This window comes from Peribacillus saganii, from assembly GCF_003429095.1.
GTDB classification, from domain to species: Bacteria; Bacillota; Bacilli; order Bacillales; family DSM-1321; genus Peribacillus; species Peribacillus saganii.
Genome location: NZ_QVTE01000008.1, coordinates 289,145 through 304,785, shown reverse-complemented (window position 1 = coordinate 304,785; position 15,641 = coordinate 289,145). Strand labels below are relative to the sequence as shown.

The window sequence follows — 15,641 nt, the reverse complement described above, 5'->3', positions numbered from 1 at the left end:
ACAGTTAAAAAGAGCTGAACGATTGATGTGACCCCAAAAAGTTAGTTTTTCTCTAACTTTTGGGGTGCAGTACAGATGTCCAGCTCTTTTTTATTATTGATCCTCTTCTTCAGTGCCTTCTTCTTCAGTGCCTTCTTCATTGGTCTCTGTTTCTTCAGTGTTGGTATCATCTGTTCCATTATCTTCGTTGGTGCAACCTGTGGCAATACCTGTTAACATGAAAGCCGCCATTAATAATAAAAACCATTTTTTCATTTCTTTCATACTCTTTGCCTCCCTGATTGGTCAAATTTCGATTACAAGATAATCATACAGGCTTTTCAGAAAATAAAAATATGATTTCCCCATTCTTAACCTTTATTTACCTTTTCTTAAATACCGCTTAATTATTTCTCTAATTATTTAAAAAGTGTTAATTTTCCATTAAAAAACCTTGCCATTTTATGACAAGGTACACTTCCTTTATATAAAAGTTACTAGCAGACTGACGTAATCCGGAAAGTTCCCAGTATTATATGCCCATCTTATAGTCATATTCCTTTGCCTTGTCCGGCTTGGAATTCTCAAATTCCATTTTTAAGTAAGGCTTGTATGAAAGCTCAATTTTCTTAACAAAGGAGTAGTTTCTAAGTTTTTCAGATACCGTTTCTACATCTTCCATATTCGTATAAAGAACGGCGTATTTAAGTTTCTTGGAAACATAATGAATATTGCCAAAGCGCCGAAGCATTTTTGCCTGTTTTAATGAATGCAGATAAATTATTATTCCTTGTCTTGCTCCGTGCATGATAATAACTCCTTAAGATAAGGTTTTCAATAAGTGTAGCACAGTGCCTTAGCTTCTTTCAACCAAAAAGAAAGGCTTTTCAATAATCGGGTTAAAGAACAAAAGGCCCTGCCAGCTAATGTGCTGCAGGACCTCTTTTGCGATTGCAGTGGATTCTATTCTACTTATGAACAGCCGCAGCTGCCTCCTGATCCACATCCGCCTCCGCAGCTGCCTCCTGTTTCGAAAAAAGGATTCCCTGCAGGTACCTTAATAAACTGTGAAACAGACCTGCCAATCATAGAACTTATTTCATCAAGCAGGCTTTGAAGGCTGGTTTCTGCCCTTTTAAAGTCAGCAACGGATGGATGCATGTCCATATCCCGTTTCGCTTCCCTAATTCCTAAATTGACCCGCTTATAATCAGGATGGTATTTCCCGAAACGCTGAACATCCTCATATAAGTCCTTCCATTTAGTAAATGCATTTACTTTGCGCTGTGCTTCTCTGTCAGCACGCAATTTATATAAGCAAAGCAGGTAATCTTCCCCCACTTCAGATTCCAGAACCATTTTTGCGAGGGCATCAGCTTTATGGAGAATATCTACCCTTTCTAATGTAGCAAGCATAATAAAAGCCCACCTCCACGTTAATAATACCATTTTAATGATTGGGATGGAACTCTTTCTTCTTGAAGGTCCTTAGTTAAGATCAGGGCTTGTCTAAATATGTATTTTAAATTCCTTTTCGATGGAATAGGGACGGTTTTTTTCATCAACCAGTTCCAATTTAATTGTATGGGGCCCTTTATCCACACCTTTGATGATAAAAGCAGCCGTCTGAATTTCTTCCTTTCTTTTCCCGTCAACTGATACTATCAGCTTACCTGACTGCTGCTCATCCTGCCTGGTGAAGGAGAAATCTTTGATGATGCACTCTACAAAAACATCATTTCCTCTTACAAAATGCCTAACGATAAACTTCTCAGCATCGCCAAGTTGACTGGCCTCTGCGTTTGGGGCGGAAGGTACTTTTGCTAGATTTTCGATCAGATTTTCCGGTTCAGGTATCTGCCTTCCGCATCCCGCACATGAAAGCAGCAATATATAAAAAATTAAAAATTTTTTCATGGTAAGCTCCTCCTTTGGGATTATTCTTTACCTGAAGGCAGGAAATTATTTTCCAAGCAGAGGGCCTTGTGAAAAAAGATAAAAAAACGATGAATGCAGAGTTTGGATATACGGAAAAACTCCTTAACTGAGATGTATTAATATCTGATTTTTAATTTTTCACTTACGAAGTTTGAGTAATTATGCAACACCGGCCGTCCATCCTCATTGCTGGGCATTCATTGCCTGGAACATATGAACCATCATGGAGGCCATCTGAACTCCTTCGGAAAACTTAGAAACTCGATGTGGAATTGATTTTTCAAAATAGAATTTAGCTTCAGTTTCCATTTTACTGATCAGATGTGGTCTTCTGGATAACTTCCGATACCAAAACGGCTGGACCCGAAGGAATTTTTGCATATCCTCATTTCCCTCAATTAATTTATATAAATCCTGTCTCATAGTGTGCCCCACCTTTATTAGTCTTTTCTAAATACAAACGGGTTATCTTGCCGCTCCGGAACGTTTCCCTTTGAAATATCCGTGTTTTCCTGAAATTGTGAGAGAACGCCCTGGATGGCTGCAAGTGCTTGATTTAGGCTGGAAATATGCTGCTGAACCTGATTCATATCCATATTCTTTATTGCCTGAAAAACCGTCGCGATTAAATCGGAATTACTTTCTTTTTCTTGATCCTTCTTTTCAGTTTTCTTAAGTACCTTTTCCTTTGTATCGCTGGACTGACTGGACGGATTTGCTCTTTTAGCACTCCTTCCTACCATATTTTCTCTGTTTAACGTTTTTTTCTCTTCTTCCTCCGTAATGTTTCCACCGGTTTTTAAAATGTCCTTCCATAACTCATTATTGTCCCCTCGTAAATACCATTCCTCAAATAAATCCTGCCAGGTATAATCTCCCTGTCTAACAAGCGAAATTAGCTCGGGATTCTTTTTTACAAAAGCCTTAAATTCATTTACAGATTGTTTTTTGTGTTTTTTGTCAGACATGGTTGCACCTCCATCCTCAGTGTTTGCCAATATACAGAGTATGCAGGCTAAGAAAAAACGTTACATCACTGTACAGAGAGAAAGAAGAGTATCTATAATAGGAGATAGTCAGGAGGAATTTAAAAGTGAAAGAACATGTTACAAAAAGATTCAATGAGTTTATTGAAAAAGCAACAGAGAAGGATATGGAAGTGCTTGCTGCCATTTTTGAAGGTCTGCAGGCAGAAGGGAATGCAAAAAGCCCATACGTTAATCGGCTGTTTCATTTTGAGAGGGAAATAAAGGACAATTCCATTACAATGACAGCGCCAATAGCGCCTATTACCTATAATTCCCTTGGAATAGCGCATGGAGGAGTGATTGCAACTTTAATAGATACAGCGATCGGCACCCTTGCAAATGTCACGGTTTCAAGCGAGGGTAATGCCGCCGTTACGACAGATATATCTGTTCGGTATCTAAAAGCGGCAAAAGGCGGCACACTGACATGTCAAGGAACTATTTTGCATAAGGGTAAAAAGACAATGATTCTTGAAGGAAGGGTTTACACAGAAGAAGGCGTACTATGCGCACACTCAACAGCAAACTTTTTTATTATTCCACGGCCTTAGCCTTAATTTTGGGGATATGAAAGGGTGAAAACTATGGTAACCGCCATTGTGATTCCAATCCTTTGCCTTTATTTTTATTACATAACGAAAAAAGAAATGCGTGAGCAGGACGCCAAATGGCTTTCTATCGGGAAAGTACCTGAGGAAGCCATTGTATCCGGAGAAATTGTAAGTATTTCTATAGAAAAAGAAAAATATTATTATCACCGCTATGTCTATAATCAGCATATAATCTTACAAACGAAAACCGGAAACATCCATTTAATAAAAAAACAACCAGCAAAACAAAAAATGTCAGAGCTTACCTTTCAAAAGCAAGAACGGATAACGGCTTTTGGTACTTGGGAGAACAGAAAATTTCTAGTAAACCGGATACAGCATGACCGTGTCTCCCCTGGCATGCCCGTACAATGAAATTTTTTATACCGCACGTTGATCCGCTCCCTGCTGAAGGCAAGGAACAAAAGCGCAAGAGAAACGGTCAACGAACAAATCCTGTCAGAAGCAGAACGGCCGTTCTGATCCACACTCTCTGGTGACGCTGGAGCTAGGGATAGTCCCACCCCTTTTGTTATAACAACTCGGGAATTTTTTCATTTCCTAATCAATAAAAACAGGATATCTCGCAGGGTTAAAGCCCGCAGATATCCTGTTTTCATCTACTTTGCGATAAAATTCTGTGTGTAGTATTTCTTATATACACCCACACCGAGATGGGTAAATTCTTCATTTAACAGAGCTTCCCTGTGGCCTTTGCTATTTAGCCATCCTTCCATAGCCGCAACGGCATCAACATAATGGGCTGCTATATTTTCTCCTGCAACCATGTATGAGATCCTGGCTCCTTTTAGCCTTTCAGCAAGATCCCCTTTCGTAGGAGAAGTATGAGAGAAATATTTATCCTTATACATTTCGCTGCTATGCATGAAAGCAACTTCTGAAACCGGATCGTCCCATTTAAGCGGACTTAAGTCAAACCGCTTCCGCATAACGTTGGTTATATCAAAGATTTGCTGCCTGTTGCCTGCCTCAACCTGAACCCATTGCTCTTCAGTCAGTTCTGGTTCTTTTGGAAGGTGGCCCCGGTATGTCAATTCGTAAGGCTGCTGTTCAATTAACGTTGCTTCATTTAAAAACCGGACACTCGATACTGTACCTGTAAATTTATCAAGATATAATTGCGCATACACCTGGTCCATTTTTATGAGTGGCCTCATATTCATATCGGGTTCCGACAATTCAAATCTGTATGAACTATCCTTAGTTTCAATGTCAATAAATGTCTCAATTTCGATGTTTTTGTATATTTCGTCTACAGGCTGTCCAATTTTAAAGGGACTCACATTAACATTATCGCCAATCGCATAGGCTGAGACCGCCTTTCCACTTTTGATGGCTATTTGCATATAAGAATCCTCTTCCGCTCCATAAATCCACCAATGATACCCGTAAGAAGAAAAATCCACTCTGGTTGGTTTTCCGTACGTTTTTATTACTTCATCCGAACTCTTCCCGATAATTAATCCAAGCCCTCCAGCTGGCTTTACCGTACTTTTACCTGGTAAACTGCTTTTCATTGGAAGATCCTCTCCCTGCTTCTCGGGAGCTGTACTTTTTTCACCGAGAAGCACGGCGTTTTCCTTTTCACTGTCGCCAATATTAAAATAAATGCCAATTACAAAAATGACAGCGAGCAATAGTAAAATTTTAACCAAGGATTTCAGCTTACTGATACCCCCTTTCTGTAAACTATTAATTTTGCTGTATAGCATCATTATAACATTATCAACATTCATTTATATATATTGAGATGTATCCAACGAAGTGGACTTTTTGTGAAACATCCAATATCAAAAAGGTACTAATTGCAAGTTGCAAAGTTTCGTACTATTATAAAATATGAGGGAAATTTGTATATATTAAACATCTATAGGAGAAAAAGTCGTTTCTATACATAATATGTCTCCTAGGATGGATCATTTTCCATTCTAACCGTAAAACTGAGGAGGGCAATTAAGTGAAATTTGAAAGCGTTGGACTTGAAAAAATGACGGCAGATTTAAATCGACTTGATGAAGTAATGCATGAGCATGGGTTAGTTCGTGCAGAGCAATGGGATTACGAAAGAGTCAGTTATGACCGGAAATTTGAATTAAAAGAAGGCGTTTACTACCTTCGCGTTCAAGGATTTGCTACAGAAGGAGATGTTGGCGCTCACAAAGCAATCATCCAGCTAAAAGTACCTTTGCTTGGCAAGCACTATTATCCGCACGGCGTGGAATACGGTGACGGAGAAAACTTCCCTTCTTCTCTTGTTAAACAAAGCCAGGAGATTCTGGCAGCAGTGAAAGCAGAGCTGGAACAATTCGCAGGCGTTTAACCTCTTTAACGCACTCAGCTATTGAAGCAAGGATCAGCTGATTTTTAGACACAATGGTACAAGCAATTAGTCAAATGGCTCCTGTAAACAGGAGCCGTTTTTATAGATTATAATTGCTGAAAAAAGCACTGAAATAGGGATTGCATTCTGGAATTGCTGAATCTAATGCAATGATCTCTTCTGGAGTACCGTCTATCTTTCCCCAGTCAGCATATTAATTCTGCGAACATACCCGCTTACATGATGCATCATATAAATACGCTCCCACAGCACAGTAATTTCTTTCTCACAAAATACCTTCCAGCCATACTTACGATAAAAAAACAAGAAATTTTAAAAGGATGGAGAAGAGATATGCTCTGCCCATTCTCCATCATCTGGAACGGTGCATCTGTCATTAGACGTTTGAGCAATCCGTCTCTTCTAAATTCAGGATAGGACGCAACACCAGCAATGCCTCCCATTTTAAAAGTTCTAGCCCCCAAAATTATCTCATGCGGAATAATATGCTGATGGCAGTATGCTGTTCTGCATTATATATTCAAAGAATAATATGTTCCTCGTAATCGGCATACCTGAAAGCGAGTTGTTCTTTGTCAACTGTATAATGAATAGAATTCATTGACAATCGCAGGGCCTCTGGAAACTCCTCCCTTCGAAAGCTTTATAACCTTATTCCCTATTAATCTCCTTGTCAGTTATATCCAGTTTCCAAGTCAGAAAAAGGCCATCATCCTCATACTGATGGAAACCGCAATCCCTCAAAAACGAATTCCGATAGGTCTCCTTTGCATGACTAATCGTAAATATTGCCTTTAACTTTTTGGGATACTGAACAACAATATAGTGCAGAAATAAAAGCATGCATTCTCTTAAAAAAGCTGATTCCGCTTCCTTGTCGATAAAGTGCATCTCAAAATAGCCGTGATTTGGCTGCCCTTTTATTTCATCCAGCATCAAATCCCCTATCATTCTTTTTCCTAAAAGGTCGGCAGCAATCCAAGTCTTTAATGCCCCATTTCCATTCTCTATTTGTTCTAGGTAGCAGGGCAAAATACCTCTAAAAGAATAAGATGGCCATTCATCAGGAATCTCGATGGGAGAACGTCGAACCAATTCATTCCGGTATAGAATTATGGACTTTCCCATATCAAGAGAACACTTGAGAATAACAACCCTCTCCGTCTTATAATCTTTCAAAATATCGCCCCTATTTGAACATAATAAAAGACGCCACAGTATATTGTATTCTGTGGCGCCATACTTTCATGCATCATATAAGTTATAAACCAAGGATAGCTTTAATAACTGATGTTGTTTCACCGCCCTTATAAAAGACATAAAGCAGTAAATAAACGGCAACACCGGTAATTGCAGTAAAAAACCAAATAATGCTTGTAATGGGTCCCAGTTTCCTGTGCCTCTGTAAGTTATTTTTATAGCCTGTCCACAAGGAAATAATTCCAAAGACTGCACCGGTGGTTGCAAGGGATATATGAAATACCAGGAAAATGGTGTAGTAGATCTTTATATCCTCCGGGCCGCCAAAAGCGGTATTTCCGATAAAAATGGTCCTTGAAGCATATATTACAAAAAATATGATGGCAAATATGGCAGCCCAAAACATCGTCTTCTGATGGGCTTCAATCTTTCGCTGTTTGATTTGCCCCCATCCAATTGCTACCGTTATAGCGCTTAGAACTATGAAGGAGGTACTTATCGTAGGCAAAATCGGTAAAGACATAACTTCTTAAACGTCCTCTCTAATTAAATTTGCACTCCATTTATTTTAATAAACAGTGCAGTAAAATTCAACGATATCTTACATTCGTTAACATAATTATCACTTTTAAAGCTAAAAAATCCCCTTTCCAAAAGGAAAGAGGTTATCAATAATTAAAGATTATTCCACAGTTTGGAACTTAACCAACGCTTCATCCATTTTGTCTGCTTCTGCGTTTTCCTTTCTAAACCAAGCAAAGAAGATGTAACCAAGTACCGTGCCATATACAATTTCCTGAATGACTTTCATCAAAATGCCGCCAAGTTGCTGATCTTCAAGAAGCGGTAATCCGTTAAACATTTCAGGTCCGCTTAAATTAAGGCTGCTCAGGGCTGACGAGGGAACACATAACTCCATTGCCTGTGCCCAGGCGTTCGGATCCGAGAAAGTGCTATACATCGGAGCATCAGCAAAAATGATTAAGGCACATGCAGGAGTCAGCAAAATACCATTTCCAAAAATATAGCCTACCTTTTTTACGCCTGATAGAGTTTCTTGTTCAGGAAGCTGGTTTACAAGCGGCCACCACATGAAAATAACTGTAATAAATAGTATGCTCGTGTAAATAGCATGCAAGAGCATATCAGTTTTAATAAAATCAAAAATAAGCGGAATATGGTAAAAAGAGAATAAACCGTTGAACACGATTAGTGAAATCAGAGGGATAGTACAGAATGAAAATACCCGTCCAATTACTTTAATATTTAAAAAGCTTCTCCACATCCACTTAGGAATGGCCAAAATGAGCAATGGCGGGATAGCTAGGTAAAGGACTGCCATCTGCGTCATATGTGCGCTGAACATAATATGCCCCAGAAGGTCCAGCGGAGATCCTTTTACTGCATAAAGCAGAACCACTGATACGATAAATAGTACGGTTTGCTTTGTTGTTATAGGTTCGCTGTCCTTGAATTTAATACGGTATTTTGTTGCAGCCAAAAAGAAAATAGCAGAAATGACAAGTAATGAAATAAAAAAATACGGACTCCACATTGCCCGAAAACCAAATATATCTAATGACATAACATGCACCTCAAGCTTTCCACATACTACTAATATTATACCCTATCAATAAATTAGGGGACAACCGATTATTATTCAAATAATATGGAAAAATATGTAACTACCGTTCGATAAACCTCAATAATAGAAAGACCTTGCCAACCAGCGATTGACAAGGTCCTTTCTATAATATCCTTTTTGGTTCAGCTCCAGATTCGCATTACAACCAAACGATTGTGACAAAAGTTAGAATTGTAATGGCCCCCACTAAAGAACCTGAATACAGGAAGAAGGCAACAGCTTCATGGCCTTTATGGCTCATATGCATGAAATAATAAAGCTGAAAACCTACTTGAACGACTGCAAGCAGCAGGATAAAGGGTACGATAAACCAATGTGAGAACCCATCATATCCCACCGCAACAAAAGCTACCAACGTCAAGAATATCGTCAGTGCAAATGCGATAACCTGAAATTTCATATCTTCAGCATTTTTCTTGCGACGGAAATTAAGATCCATTCTTGGGTTAGCTGAATTCGATTGAGTATTCTCCATCAATTTATCCCACCATTCCCATTAAGTATACGACTGTAAAGATAAATACCCATACTACGTCGATAAAGTGCCAGTATAGGCTCGCAACATAAAACTTTGGTGCGTTGTACAGAGTCAGTCCTCGTTTTGCATTCCGGATCATAAGTGTAAGAATCCAGCCAAGACCAACAGCAACGTGGGCACCGTGGAATCCTACAAGCGTATAGAATGCTGAACCAAAAGCGCTGCTTGTGAAAGTATGCTTGAATTCATGCACATAGTGATTGAATTCGTATATTTCAAGTCCCAGGAAGGCGGCACCTAACAATACTGTAACGAGCAGCCATGCCTGCATTCTTTTAAAATCAAAGTTTTTCATATGATACATAGCGTATACGCTGGTCAATGAGCTTGTCAAAAGAAGCATCGTTGCCATGAATGTAAGCGGTATTTCAAAAAGGTCCTTGGCCAATGCATGATCTGCACTTGGAACCTTATCCTTTAAAGCAAGATACGTTGCAAAAAGGGATGCAAATAGTACCGTTTCCCCGCCAAGGAAAAGCCAGAAGCCAAGGAATTTATTCTTCCCTTCAAGGGTCGCCCTTTCAGGTGAAGAAGGCCAAGTTGCTTCTGTATATTTTTGTTCAGCAGCCATTATGCCTTAACCTCCTTATCATCTTCATCCAGAAGGTCTTCTTTATGAATATGGAAGCCATGGTCATCTTTAATTGAACGGATGAACATGGAACCGAAAACGATAAGCAACCCAAGAATAAGCACTGGGATAGCCCACGGTTTATCGTCCACCTGGTACATCGCACCAAAGGCCGCAATGAACATGCCCATAGAAAGTACGAAAGGAATGAACGAATTGTTAGGCATATGGATATCACCAATTGGTTCTGCAGGCATCATGCCTTTCTTTCCTTCCATTTTTTCAAGCCAGTAAGGATCCAGTCCGCGTACAAGCGGAAGCTGTTTAAAGTTATAAAAAGGCGGTGGTGATGGGATAGCCCACTCCAAAGTTCGGCCGTCACCCCATGGATCATTGCCAACCTTTTCATTTTTCACAGAAGTGATTACCACGTTAATTAACAGAATAATTATCGCAGCCGCCATAAAGAAAGCTCCTATGGAACTCACAAGATTTCCTGTTTCCAAACCTTGTCCTTCCATAAACGTGAATACGCGTCGAGGCATACCCATCAATCCAAGGAAATGCTGAATAAAGAATGTTAAATGGAAACCTATCAAGAATAACCAGAAAGTGATCTTTCCTAAGAATTCGTTCAACATTGTTCCAAACATTTTAGGCCAGTAGAAATGCGCGCCGGCCAGTAAGCCCAGTACAACCCCTCCAACAATAACGTAGTGAAAGTGGGCTACTACGAAATAGCTGTCATGGAACTGATAATCCGCAGGTGCAACAGCATTCATGATACCTGTTACTCCACCTGCAACGAATGATGGAATGAAAGCAACAGCATACAACATAGGTGTAGTAAAGCGAATGCTTCCTCCCCACATTGTCATCAGCCAGTTAAAAATCTTTATGCCGGTTGGCACCGCAATTGCCATTGTCGCAACAGCGAAAATAGCGTTGGCAATAGGGCCTAAACCAACCGTGAACATATGGTGAGCCCATACCATAAATCCTAAGAAACCAATAAGGACGGTTGCAAAGACCATGGATGAGTATCCAAACAATCTTTTTCTTGAGAAAGTAGCAAAGATTTCAGAAAAAATACCAAACGCCGGCAATATTAGGATATATACTTCCGGGTGTCCGAAAATCCAGAATAGATGCTCCCAGATAATCGTGTTTCCTCCAGCAGCAGCATCAAAGAAATTCGCACCGAACATGCGGTCAAACAGCATTAGAAATAAACCGACTGTTAGTGGCGGGAATGCAAATAGAATTAGTGCTGAAGCTACAAAAGTAGACCATGTGAACAATGGCATACGCATGTAAGTCATCCCAGGCGCACGCATATTAATGATCGTTACCAGAAAGTTAATCCCTCCGATTAACGTACCGGCCCCTGAGATTTGAAGCCCTAATACATAGAAGTCAACACCATGGCCTGGGGAAGCAAGAGATAATGACGCATAGGAGGTCCAGCCCGCATCAGGTGCCCCTCCTAAGAACCAGGAAAGATTTAAGAATACCCCTCCGAAGAAGAACAGCCAAAAACCTAATGAATTCAGAAACGGAAACGCAACGTCACGCGCTCCGATTTGCAGCGGCATGACCGCATTCATAAAACCGAATAACAACGGCATCGCTGCCAGGAATATCATAGTTGTACCATGCATAGTTATAATTTCATTAAATAGTCCGGCACTGACGAAATCATTGTTAGGGACAGCCAGCTGGATGCGGATGAACATCGCTTCCAGGCCGCCGACAACAAAGAACAGTCCGCCTGCTATCAGATATAAGATGGCGATTTTTTTATGGTCTACCGTAGTCAGGTAATCCCAAATCGTTGCGCCAATCCCCTTTTTCTGAGCGTACGTACTCACAATTTTACCTCCCTTTGTAAATCAGTGAATCCCCTTATTTATTTTCAACTTTAAGATCCATCAAGTATGCAGTTAATGCATCTAGCTGTTCAGAAGAAAGGTCGCCATATGTACCAGTCATCTTATTGCCAGGTTTATATTTCTCAGGATCTTCCAGCCAATTTTTCAAATCTTCTTCACTATGATCCATCACACCCGCGATTTTCGAACGTTCACCAAAGTTTGAAAGGTTCGGAGCCCTGCGCGCCTGTTCTGGCCTGCTGTCGTTAGGCGTAATGGCATGGCAGCCGATACAGCTCTTGTTGAAAACTTCTTCACCTTGTTTTGCAAGGCCATCTTCAGCTTTTGGCGCCTTTGCAGATTTCATATCACTAATCCATTGATCAAATTCTTCAGGTGACTTAGTTTCGACTTTGAAATCCATCAAAGCATGTGATGGGCCGCATAGCTCCGCACATTTACCGTAAAACTGGTTCTTAACCTTTTCTGCACTTTCACCATCAAATTCGAGAAAGAACTGGTTTTCACCATCAGTATTTGTATCCATCTTTCCTCCAACAGCTGGAATCCAGAAGGAATGTTTTACATCCGAAGCTTTAAGATTGAAGTAAACCCTCTGGTCAGTAGGAACTACTAAATCCTGGCTTGTTATTACCCCTTCGTCAGGATATTCAAATTCCCACCAATAAAGGTTAGCACGGACATTAATAACAAGAGCATCTTTCGTTTTTCCGTCTTTATCCTTCTTTTCCATCGGTGACACATCTGCTAGCGCAAATGTATAAGACACCGTAGGAACAGTAAGAACAATCAGCAGCAGGATCGGAATGACAGTCCAGATGATCTCTAGCTTGTGGCTTCCTTCCACTTGCTTTGGAATTTTGTTTTCATCGCCCTTTTTTCGGCGGAAACGGAAAATAACGTAAATGAACATCACCGTAACAACCAGAATAACCAGTACCATAATTGCAGTACTTAGGACCATCAGGTCAAACTGAGTTTGCGCTACTTCCCCCGCAGGCGTTAACGTAGACAAAAATGGCTTTCCACAGCCTGACAGTATAAGCGCTATCATTGCAAACAATGATAAAAGACGCCATTTGTGCAGCCGATTTTTCATAGCTCGTAAAACCCCTCTTTCGTAAAATTTCTCCCAGTCTTTTAAAAAAACTGTTTTGATAATTCTCTCTATAAAATGAATTTCTTAGATAAGAAAGAATTCCCAATGTTACTCCTATTTACCGGCAGCTCGCCGGAAGTATGTATCCGCTGCCCCTATTAATGGAATCTTTGTGTTTTTAACTAAAATCCCATTAGTAGGGGCAGCGAACTAATGCTGGCAATCTGTTATTAAATAAATGTCACGATTACCATAGCCACATATAAAATAGTCATATAGTTTAAGGAATACACAAACATCAGCCGGGCCCACTTCAGGTCATCCTTCATTTTATACCCTCTTATACCCAATATTAGCCAGCCAATGTTAAGGATAGTGGCAAGAATGACCAGTGGCATTCCAAGTGAGGACATGAAATATGGAAGCGGCAGCAATAGTGTAACCCACATTGTCATTGAAACCTTTGTACGCTTGAAGCCTTTTACTACCGGAAGCATAGGAATGCCGGCAGCCCGATACTCCTCACAGCGTTTCATGGCGATGGCATAAAAATGAGGCGGCTGCCAAATGAACATGACTAAAAACAAAATCCATGCCAGCATATCAAGATCTGGATCTACCGCTGCCCAGCCAATTAGCGGGGGGACCGCACCTGAAATGCTTCCCACAATTGTGTTCGATACGAAACGGCGTTTGGATATCATCGTATATAGGACCACATAAGAAAACACACCAAACAGACCAATGGCCGCAGCCGTCAAATTGGTGAGAGCAAGTAGGATAGTACCTAAGGCTATAAGGATCATGCTTAGTGTCAAAACTCTTCCCAAATTAGCCTTCCCTGTAACAGTGGGCCTGTTTTTTGTCCTCTCCATCAAATGGTCAATATCGCTGTCGTAATAATTATTCAGACTGCATGACCCTGCCACAATAAGTGCAGATCCTGCAAGTGTGAAGAACATTGTATCAAGGCTCTCAAAGAAATGAATCCCATTAAAATGTAGAGCAAGCCACAGACCGGTAAAGGTTGTGATCATATTTGAATGGACAATGCCTATCTTAATTAATGCCAAAAAGTCTTTGATGGCAGTAGTTTCACGCAATGCATTCCTGCTGTCCTGAACGACAGCCTCTGCATATGCTCTTGGTTCAGACATGTTTCTCCCCCTTAAAAAATATGAATCAATGTTCAGTAAGGACCCATTACACCAATAATATAAAACATTATTTCATACTTTTCTATACTTGTAACGATAAAGGCGATGCCTTCCAAGATATTTCTATAATATAGTTTTTAAGGTGAGAATAATGTTTTTATACCACAAAAATAATATATTAGCGTTCTCAATATATTAAATCATATTTCTTTAACTTTTTGTGAATTTTTTTTGTATTATTTATGACCAATTGGTGACAAGGTCCAACCACCAAAAGAATTTTTGGTACTATAGCAATAGTAACCCTCTTTCATGAGGCATTTTGCGAAGAAAATGTTTTTTCTTTATGTCTTTGCTGCTCCCTGACGCATTTTACCACATTTCCTAAAGATAAGAAATGGTTTTTACTAGCTTCCTATTATTAATATCTGAATTTAGGAACTTGTAAATTGGCTGAGATTTGTGTAATATCGAGAAAGTGCTTTATAAAATAATGTAAAGCTTAGATTTACAAAAAATCTTTTATATGATAAATAAAAGAAATAGCCACAGAGTTTCTATTTACTAGCATTTAACCATGAATTCTACTAGCAATTGATCTATTAATTAAAAGAAGGTGGCATATACGTGCAACGGGCATTAAAATGGTTTGCGGTTTTTACGAGTATTGGCATGCTTTTAATTTTACTCGGAGGCGCGCTTGTTACGAAAACGGAGTCCGGAATGGGCTGCGGAAACTCCTGGCCCCTTTGTAATGGGAAGCTTGTTCCTCTGCCTGAAGAAATTACCCCGGAAATGATTATTGAGTTAGCTCACCGTCTTGTCTCCGGCGGGGTGGGCCTGATGGTATTAATCTTATCAATTTGGAGCTGGAAGACAATTGGACATATACGCGAAACAAAGTTCCTGTCTTTTCTCTCTTTTTTCTTCCTTTTGCTACAGGGATTAATCGGAGCTGCTGCAGTTATGTGGGGCCAATCTAAATTTGTTCTAGCCATACACTTCGGCGTTTCACTAGTTTCCTTTGCAGCTGTTTTACTGCTTACACTGCTGATATTTGAAATAGACAAGAAATTCAACGCAGAAAAAGTAGTAATCGACAAAAGAATGAAATTCCATACAATTGGTGTCATTTGTTATAGCTTTGTGGTTGTATACACCGGCGCACTGGTTCGCCACTTAGATGCCAGCCTGGTTTGCATTGATTGGCCGCTGTGCAACAATAGCAGTTCTTTTATGCCGTATAATCTGCATCAATGGGTGCAAATGGGTCATAGGGCTGCAGCAGGTTTGATTTTTATCTGGATCGGTTACGCTACGTATATTGCAGTCAAACACTATAAACATCAAAAGGTTGTCTATGGAGGCTGGATTGTTTCTTTCATTCTTGTTTCCTTGCAGGTAATTTCAGGGGCTTTTATCATTTTTTCCCGGCTTAATTTATACATAGCCCTTGCCCACGCTCTATTTATATCCTGCCTGTTTGGAGTTTTAAGCTATCTTCTCCTGCTTACTTCCAGGAGCAAACGAAATGCAGTCGCGCTTAACGAAAAAAATGCTGATGTAAAACATCAGGATAGCCTAATCCCTCCAGCAACTACTGCAGCAGGGCAATAATACTAACTGATGCATCGAAAACTCT

General features: G+C 40.0%; 20 protein-coding genes. 4 read left to right on the top strand and 16 right to left on the bottom strand.

What is annotated here, in order from left to right; all coding sequences use genetic code 11:
- Window positions 1-93: 93 nt before the first annotated feature.
- The 6 genes from D0469_RS21320 to ylbD form a co-directional block, all read right to left on the bottom strand.
- Window positions 94-264, bottom strand: coding sequence for a hypothetical protein (locus tag D0469_RS21320; protein WP_199478350.1), 171 nt, complete (start codon window positions 262-264; stop codon window positions 94-96).
- 247 nt (window positions 265-511) lie between these two features.
- Window positions 512-787: a YlbG family protein gene (locus D0469_RS04230; RefSeq protein WP_117325378.1), complete on the bottom strand. Its 276-nt coding sequence runs from the start codon at window positions 785-787 to the stop codon at window positions 512-514.
- 164 nt (window positions 788-951) lie between these two features.
- The gene (locus D0469_RS04225; RefSeq protein ID WP_117325377.1) at window positions 952-1,395 is read right to left on the bottom strand and encodes a YlbF family regulator; all 444 of its coding nucleotides are present in this window, start codon (window positions 1,393-1,395) and stop codon (window positions 952-954) included.
- A 93-nt stretch (window positions 1,396-1,488) separates the two neighbouring features.
- Window positions 1,489-1,896, bottom strand: coding sequence for a hypothetical protein (locus tag D0469_RS04220; RefSeq protein ID WP_117325376.1), 408 nt, complete (start codon window positions 1,894-1,896; stop codon window positions 1,489-1,491).
- 204 nt (window positions 1,897-2,100) lie between these two features.
- Window positions 2,101-2,340: a YlbE-like family protein gene (locus D0469_RS04215; RefSeq protein ID WP_117325375.1), complete on the bottom strand. Its 240-nt coding sequence runs from the start codon at window positions 2,338-2,340 to the stop codon at window positions 2,101-2,103.
- 17 nt (window positions 2,341-2,357) lie between these two features.
- Complete coding sequence (ylbD, locus tag D0469_RS04210) at window positions 2,358-2,885, bottom strand: spore coat protein YlbD (RefSeq protein ID WP_117325374.1); 528 nt, start codon at window positions 2,883-2,885, stop codon at window positions 2,358-2,360.
- 125 nt (window positions 2,886-3,010) lie between these two features.
- Here ylbD and D0469_RS04205 point away from each other — a divergent pair, with 125 nt between their 5' ends.
- Both D0469_RS04205 and D0469_RS04200 read left to right on the top strand, forming a co-directional pair.
- Window positions 3,011-3,496: a PaaI family thioesterase gene (locus D0469_RS04205; RefSeq protein WP_117325373.1), complete on the top strand. Its 486-nt coding sequence runs from the start codon at window positions 3,011-3,013 to the stop codon at window positions 3,494-3,496.
- A gap of 24 nt (window positions 3,497-3,520) precedes the next feature.
- Window positions 3,521-3,910 (top strand): hypothetical protein, encoded by a 390-nt coding sequence (locus tag D0469_RS04200; RefSeq protein ID WP_142919158.1) that lies wholly within the window; start codon window positions 3,521-3,523, stop codon window positions 3,908-3,910.
- A 245-nt stretch (window positions 3,911-4,155) separates the two neighbouring features.
- On the opposite strand, the gene D0469_RS04195 is transcribed toward D0469_RS04200, so the two are convergent.
- The gene (locus D0469_RS04195; RefSeq protein WP_233522931.1) at window positions 4,156-5,211 is read right to left on the bottom strand and encodes a CAP domain-containing protein; all 1,056 of its coding nucleotides are present in this window, start codon (window positions 5,209-5,211) and stop codon (window positions 4,156-4,158) included.
- Window positions 5,212-5,513: 302 nt separating this feature from the next.
- On the opposite strand from D0469_RS04195, the gene D0469_RS04190 reads away from it, so the two are divergent.
- Window positions 5,514-5,876, top strand: a complete 363-nt coding sequence (locus tag D0469_RS04190; RefSeq protein WP_117325371.1) for a YugN family protein — start codon at window positions 5,514-5,516, stop codon at window positions 5,874-5,876.
- Between the two features lie 248 nt (window positions 5,877-6,124).
- Here D0469_RS04190 and D0469_RS22065 read toward each other — a convergent pair whose 3' ends face one another.
- The 9 genes from D0469_RS22065 to cyoE form a co-directional block, all read right to left on the bottom strand.
- Window positions 6,125-6,379, bottom strand: a complete 255-nt coding sequence (locus D0469_RS22065) for a GNAT family N-acetyltransferase (protein WP_407675725.1) — start codon at window positions 6,377-6,379, stop codon at window positions 6,125-6,127.
- 169 nt (window positions 6,380-6,548) lie between these two features.
- Window positions 6,549-7,076 carry a hypothetical protein gene (locus D0469_RS04180; RefSeq protein ID WP_117325369.1) on the bottom strand — a complete coding sequence of 176 codons (528 nt, stop codon included), beginning with the start codon at window positions 7,074-7,076 and terminating at the stop codon, window positions 6,549-6,551.
- Window positions 7,077-7,158: 82 nt separating this feature from the next.
- Entirely contained in the window at window positions 7,159-7,620 is a 462-nt protein-coding gene (locus tag D0469_RS04175) for a DUF420 domain-containing protein (RefSeq protein ID WP_117325368.1), read from the bottom strand.
- Window positions 7,621-7,779: 159 nt separating this feature from the next.
- Window positions 7,780-8,682 carry a cytochrome c oxidase assembly factor CtaG gene (gene ctaG, locus D0469_RS04170; protein ID WP_117325367.1) on the bottom strand — a complete coding sequence of 301 codons (903 nt, stop codon included), beginning with the start codon at window positions 8,680-8,682 and terminating at the stop codon, window positions 7,780-7,782.
- A gap of 199 nt (window positions 8,683-8,881) precedes the next feature.
- Window positions 8,882-9,217 carry a cytochrome c oxidase subunit IVB gene (ctaF, locus tag D0469_RS04165; protein WP_117325431.1) on the bottom strand — a complete coding sequence of 112 codons (336 nt, stop codon included), beginning with the start codon at window positions 9,215-9,217 and terminating at the stop codon, window positions 8,882-8,884.
- A gap of 4 nt (window positions 9,218-9,221) precedes the next feature.
- On the bottom strand, window positions 9,222-9,851 hold the full coding sequence (locus tag D0469_RS04160) for a cytochrome (ubi)quinol oxidase subunit III (RefSeq protein WP_117325366.1): 630 nt from the start codon (window positions 9,849-9,851) through the stop codon (window positions 9,222-9,224).
- On the bottom strand, window positions 9,851-11,722 hold the full coding sequence (gene ctaD / locus D0469_RS04155; protein WP_117325365.1) for a cytochrome c oxidase subunit I: 1,872 nt from the start codon (window positions 11,720-11,722) through the stop codon (window positions 9,851-9,853). The genes D0469_RS04160 and ctaD overlap by 1 nt, the downstream gene beginning before the upstream one ends.
- A gap of 34 nt (window positions 11,723-11,756) precedes the next feature.
- Window positions 11,757-12,842, bottom strand: a complete 1,086-nt coding sequence (gene coxB, locus D0469_RS04150; protein ID WP_117325364.1) for a cytochrome c oxidase subunit II — start codon at window positions 12,840-12,842, stop codon at window positions 11,757-11,759.
- 230 nt (window positions 12,843-13,072) lie between these two features.
- On the bottom strand, window positions 13,073-13,999 hold the full coding sequence (gene cyoE / locus D0469_RS04145; RefSeq protein ID WP_117325363.1) for a heme o synthase: 927 nt from the start codon (window positions 13,997-13,999) through the stop codon (window positions 13,073-13,075).
- A gap of 627 nt (window positions 14,000-14,626) precedes the next feature.
- On the opposite strand from cyoE, the gene D0469_RS04140 reads away from it, so the two are divergent.
- Window positions 14,627-15,616 (top strand): COX15/CtaA family protein, encoded by a 990-nt coding sequence (locus tag D0469_RS04140; RefSeq protein WP_117325362.1) that lies wholly within the window; start codon window positions 14,627-14,629, stop codon window positions 15,614-15,616.
- Window positions 15,617-15,641: the final 25 nt, after the last annotated feature.

Bases quoted from the DNA above. Each gene is read 5' to 3' on its own strand.
- ctaF (WP_117325431.1), bottom strand. From the start codon at position 9,217: ATGGAGAATACTCAATCGAATTCAGCTAACCCAAGAATGGATCTTAAT.
- ctaG (WP_117325367.1), bottom strand. From the start codon at position 8,682: ATGTCATTAGATATATTTGGTTTTCGGGCAATGTGGAGTCCGTATTTT.
- D0469_RS04220 (WP_117325376.1), bottom strand. From the start codon at position 1,896: ATGAAAAAATTTTTAATTTTTTATATATTGCTGCTTTCATGTGCGGGA.
- D0469_RS04215 (WP_117325375.1), bottom strand. From the start codon at position 2,340: ATGAGACAGGATTTATATAAATTAATTGAGGGAAATGAGGATATGCAA.
- ylbD (WP_117325374.1), bottom strand. From the start codon at position 2,885: ATGTCTGACAAAAAACACAAAAAACAATCTGTAAATGAATTTAAGGCT.
- D0469_RS04160 (WP_117325366.1), bottom strand. From the start codon at position 9,851: ATGGCTGCTGAACAAAAATATACAGAAGCAACTTGGCCTTCTTCACCT.
- D0469_RS04175 (WP_117325368.1), bottom strand. From the start codon at position 7,620: ATGTCTTTACCGATTTTGCCTACGATAAGTACCTCCTTCATAGTTCTA.
- coxB (WP_117325364.1), bottom strand. From the start codon at position 12,842: ATGAAAAATCGGCTGCACAAATGGCGTCTTTTATCATTGTTTGCAATG.
- D0469_RS21320 (WP_199478350.1), bottom strand. From the start codon at position 264: ATGAAAGAAATGAAAAAATGGTTTTTATTATTAATGGCGGCTTTCATG.
- D0469_RS04225 (WP_117325377.1), bottom strand. From the start codon at position 1,395: ATGCTTGCTACATTAGAAAGGGTAGATATTCTCCATAAAGCTGATGCC.
- cyoE (WP_117325363.1), bottom strand. From the start codon at position 13,999: ATGTCTGAACCAAGAGCATATGCAGAGGCTGTCGTTCAGGACAGCAGG.
- D0469_RS04230 (WP_117325378.1), bottom strand. From the start codon at position 787: ATGCACGGAGCAAGACAAGGAATAATAATTTATCTGCATTCATTAAAA.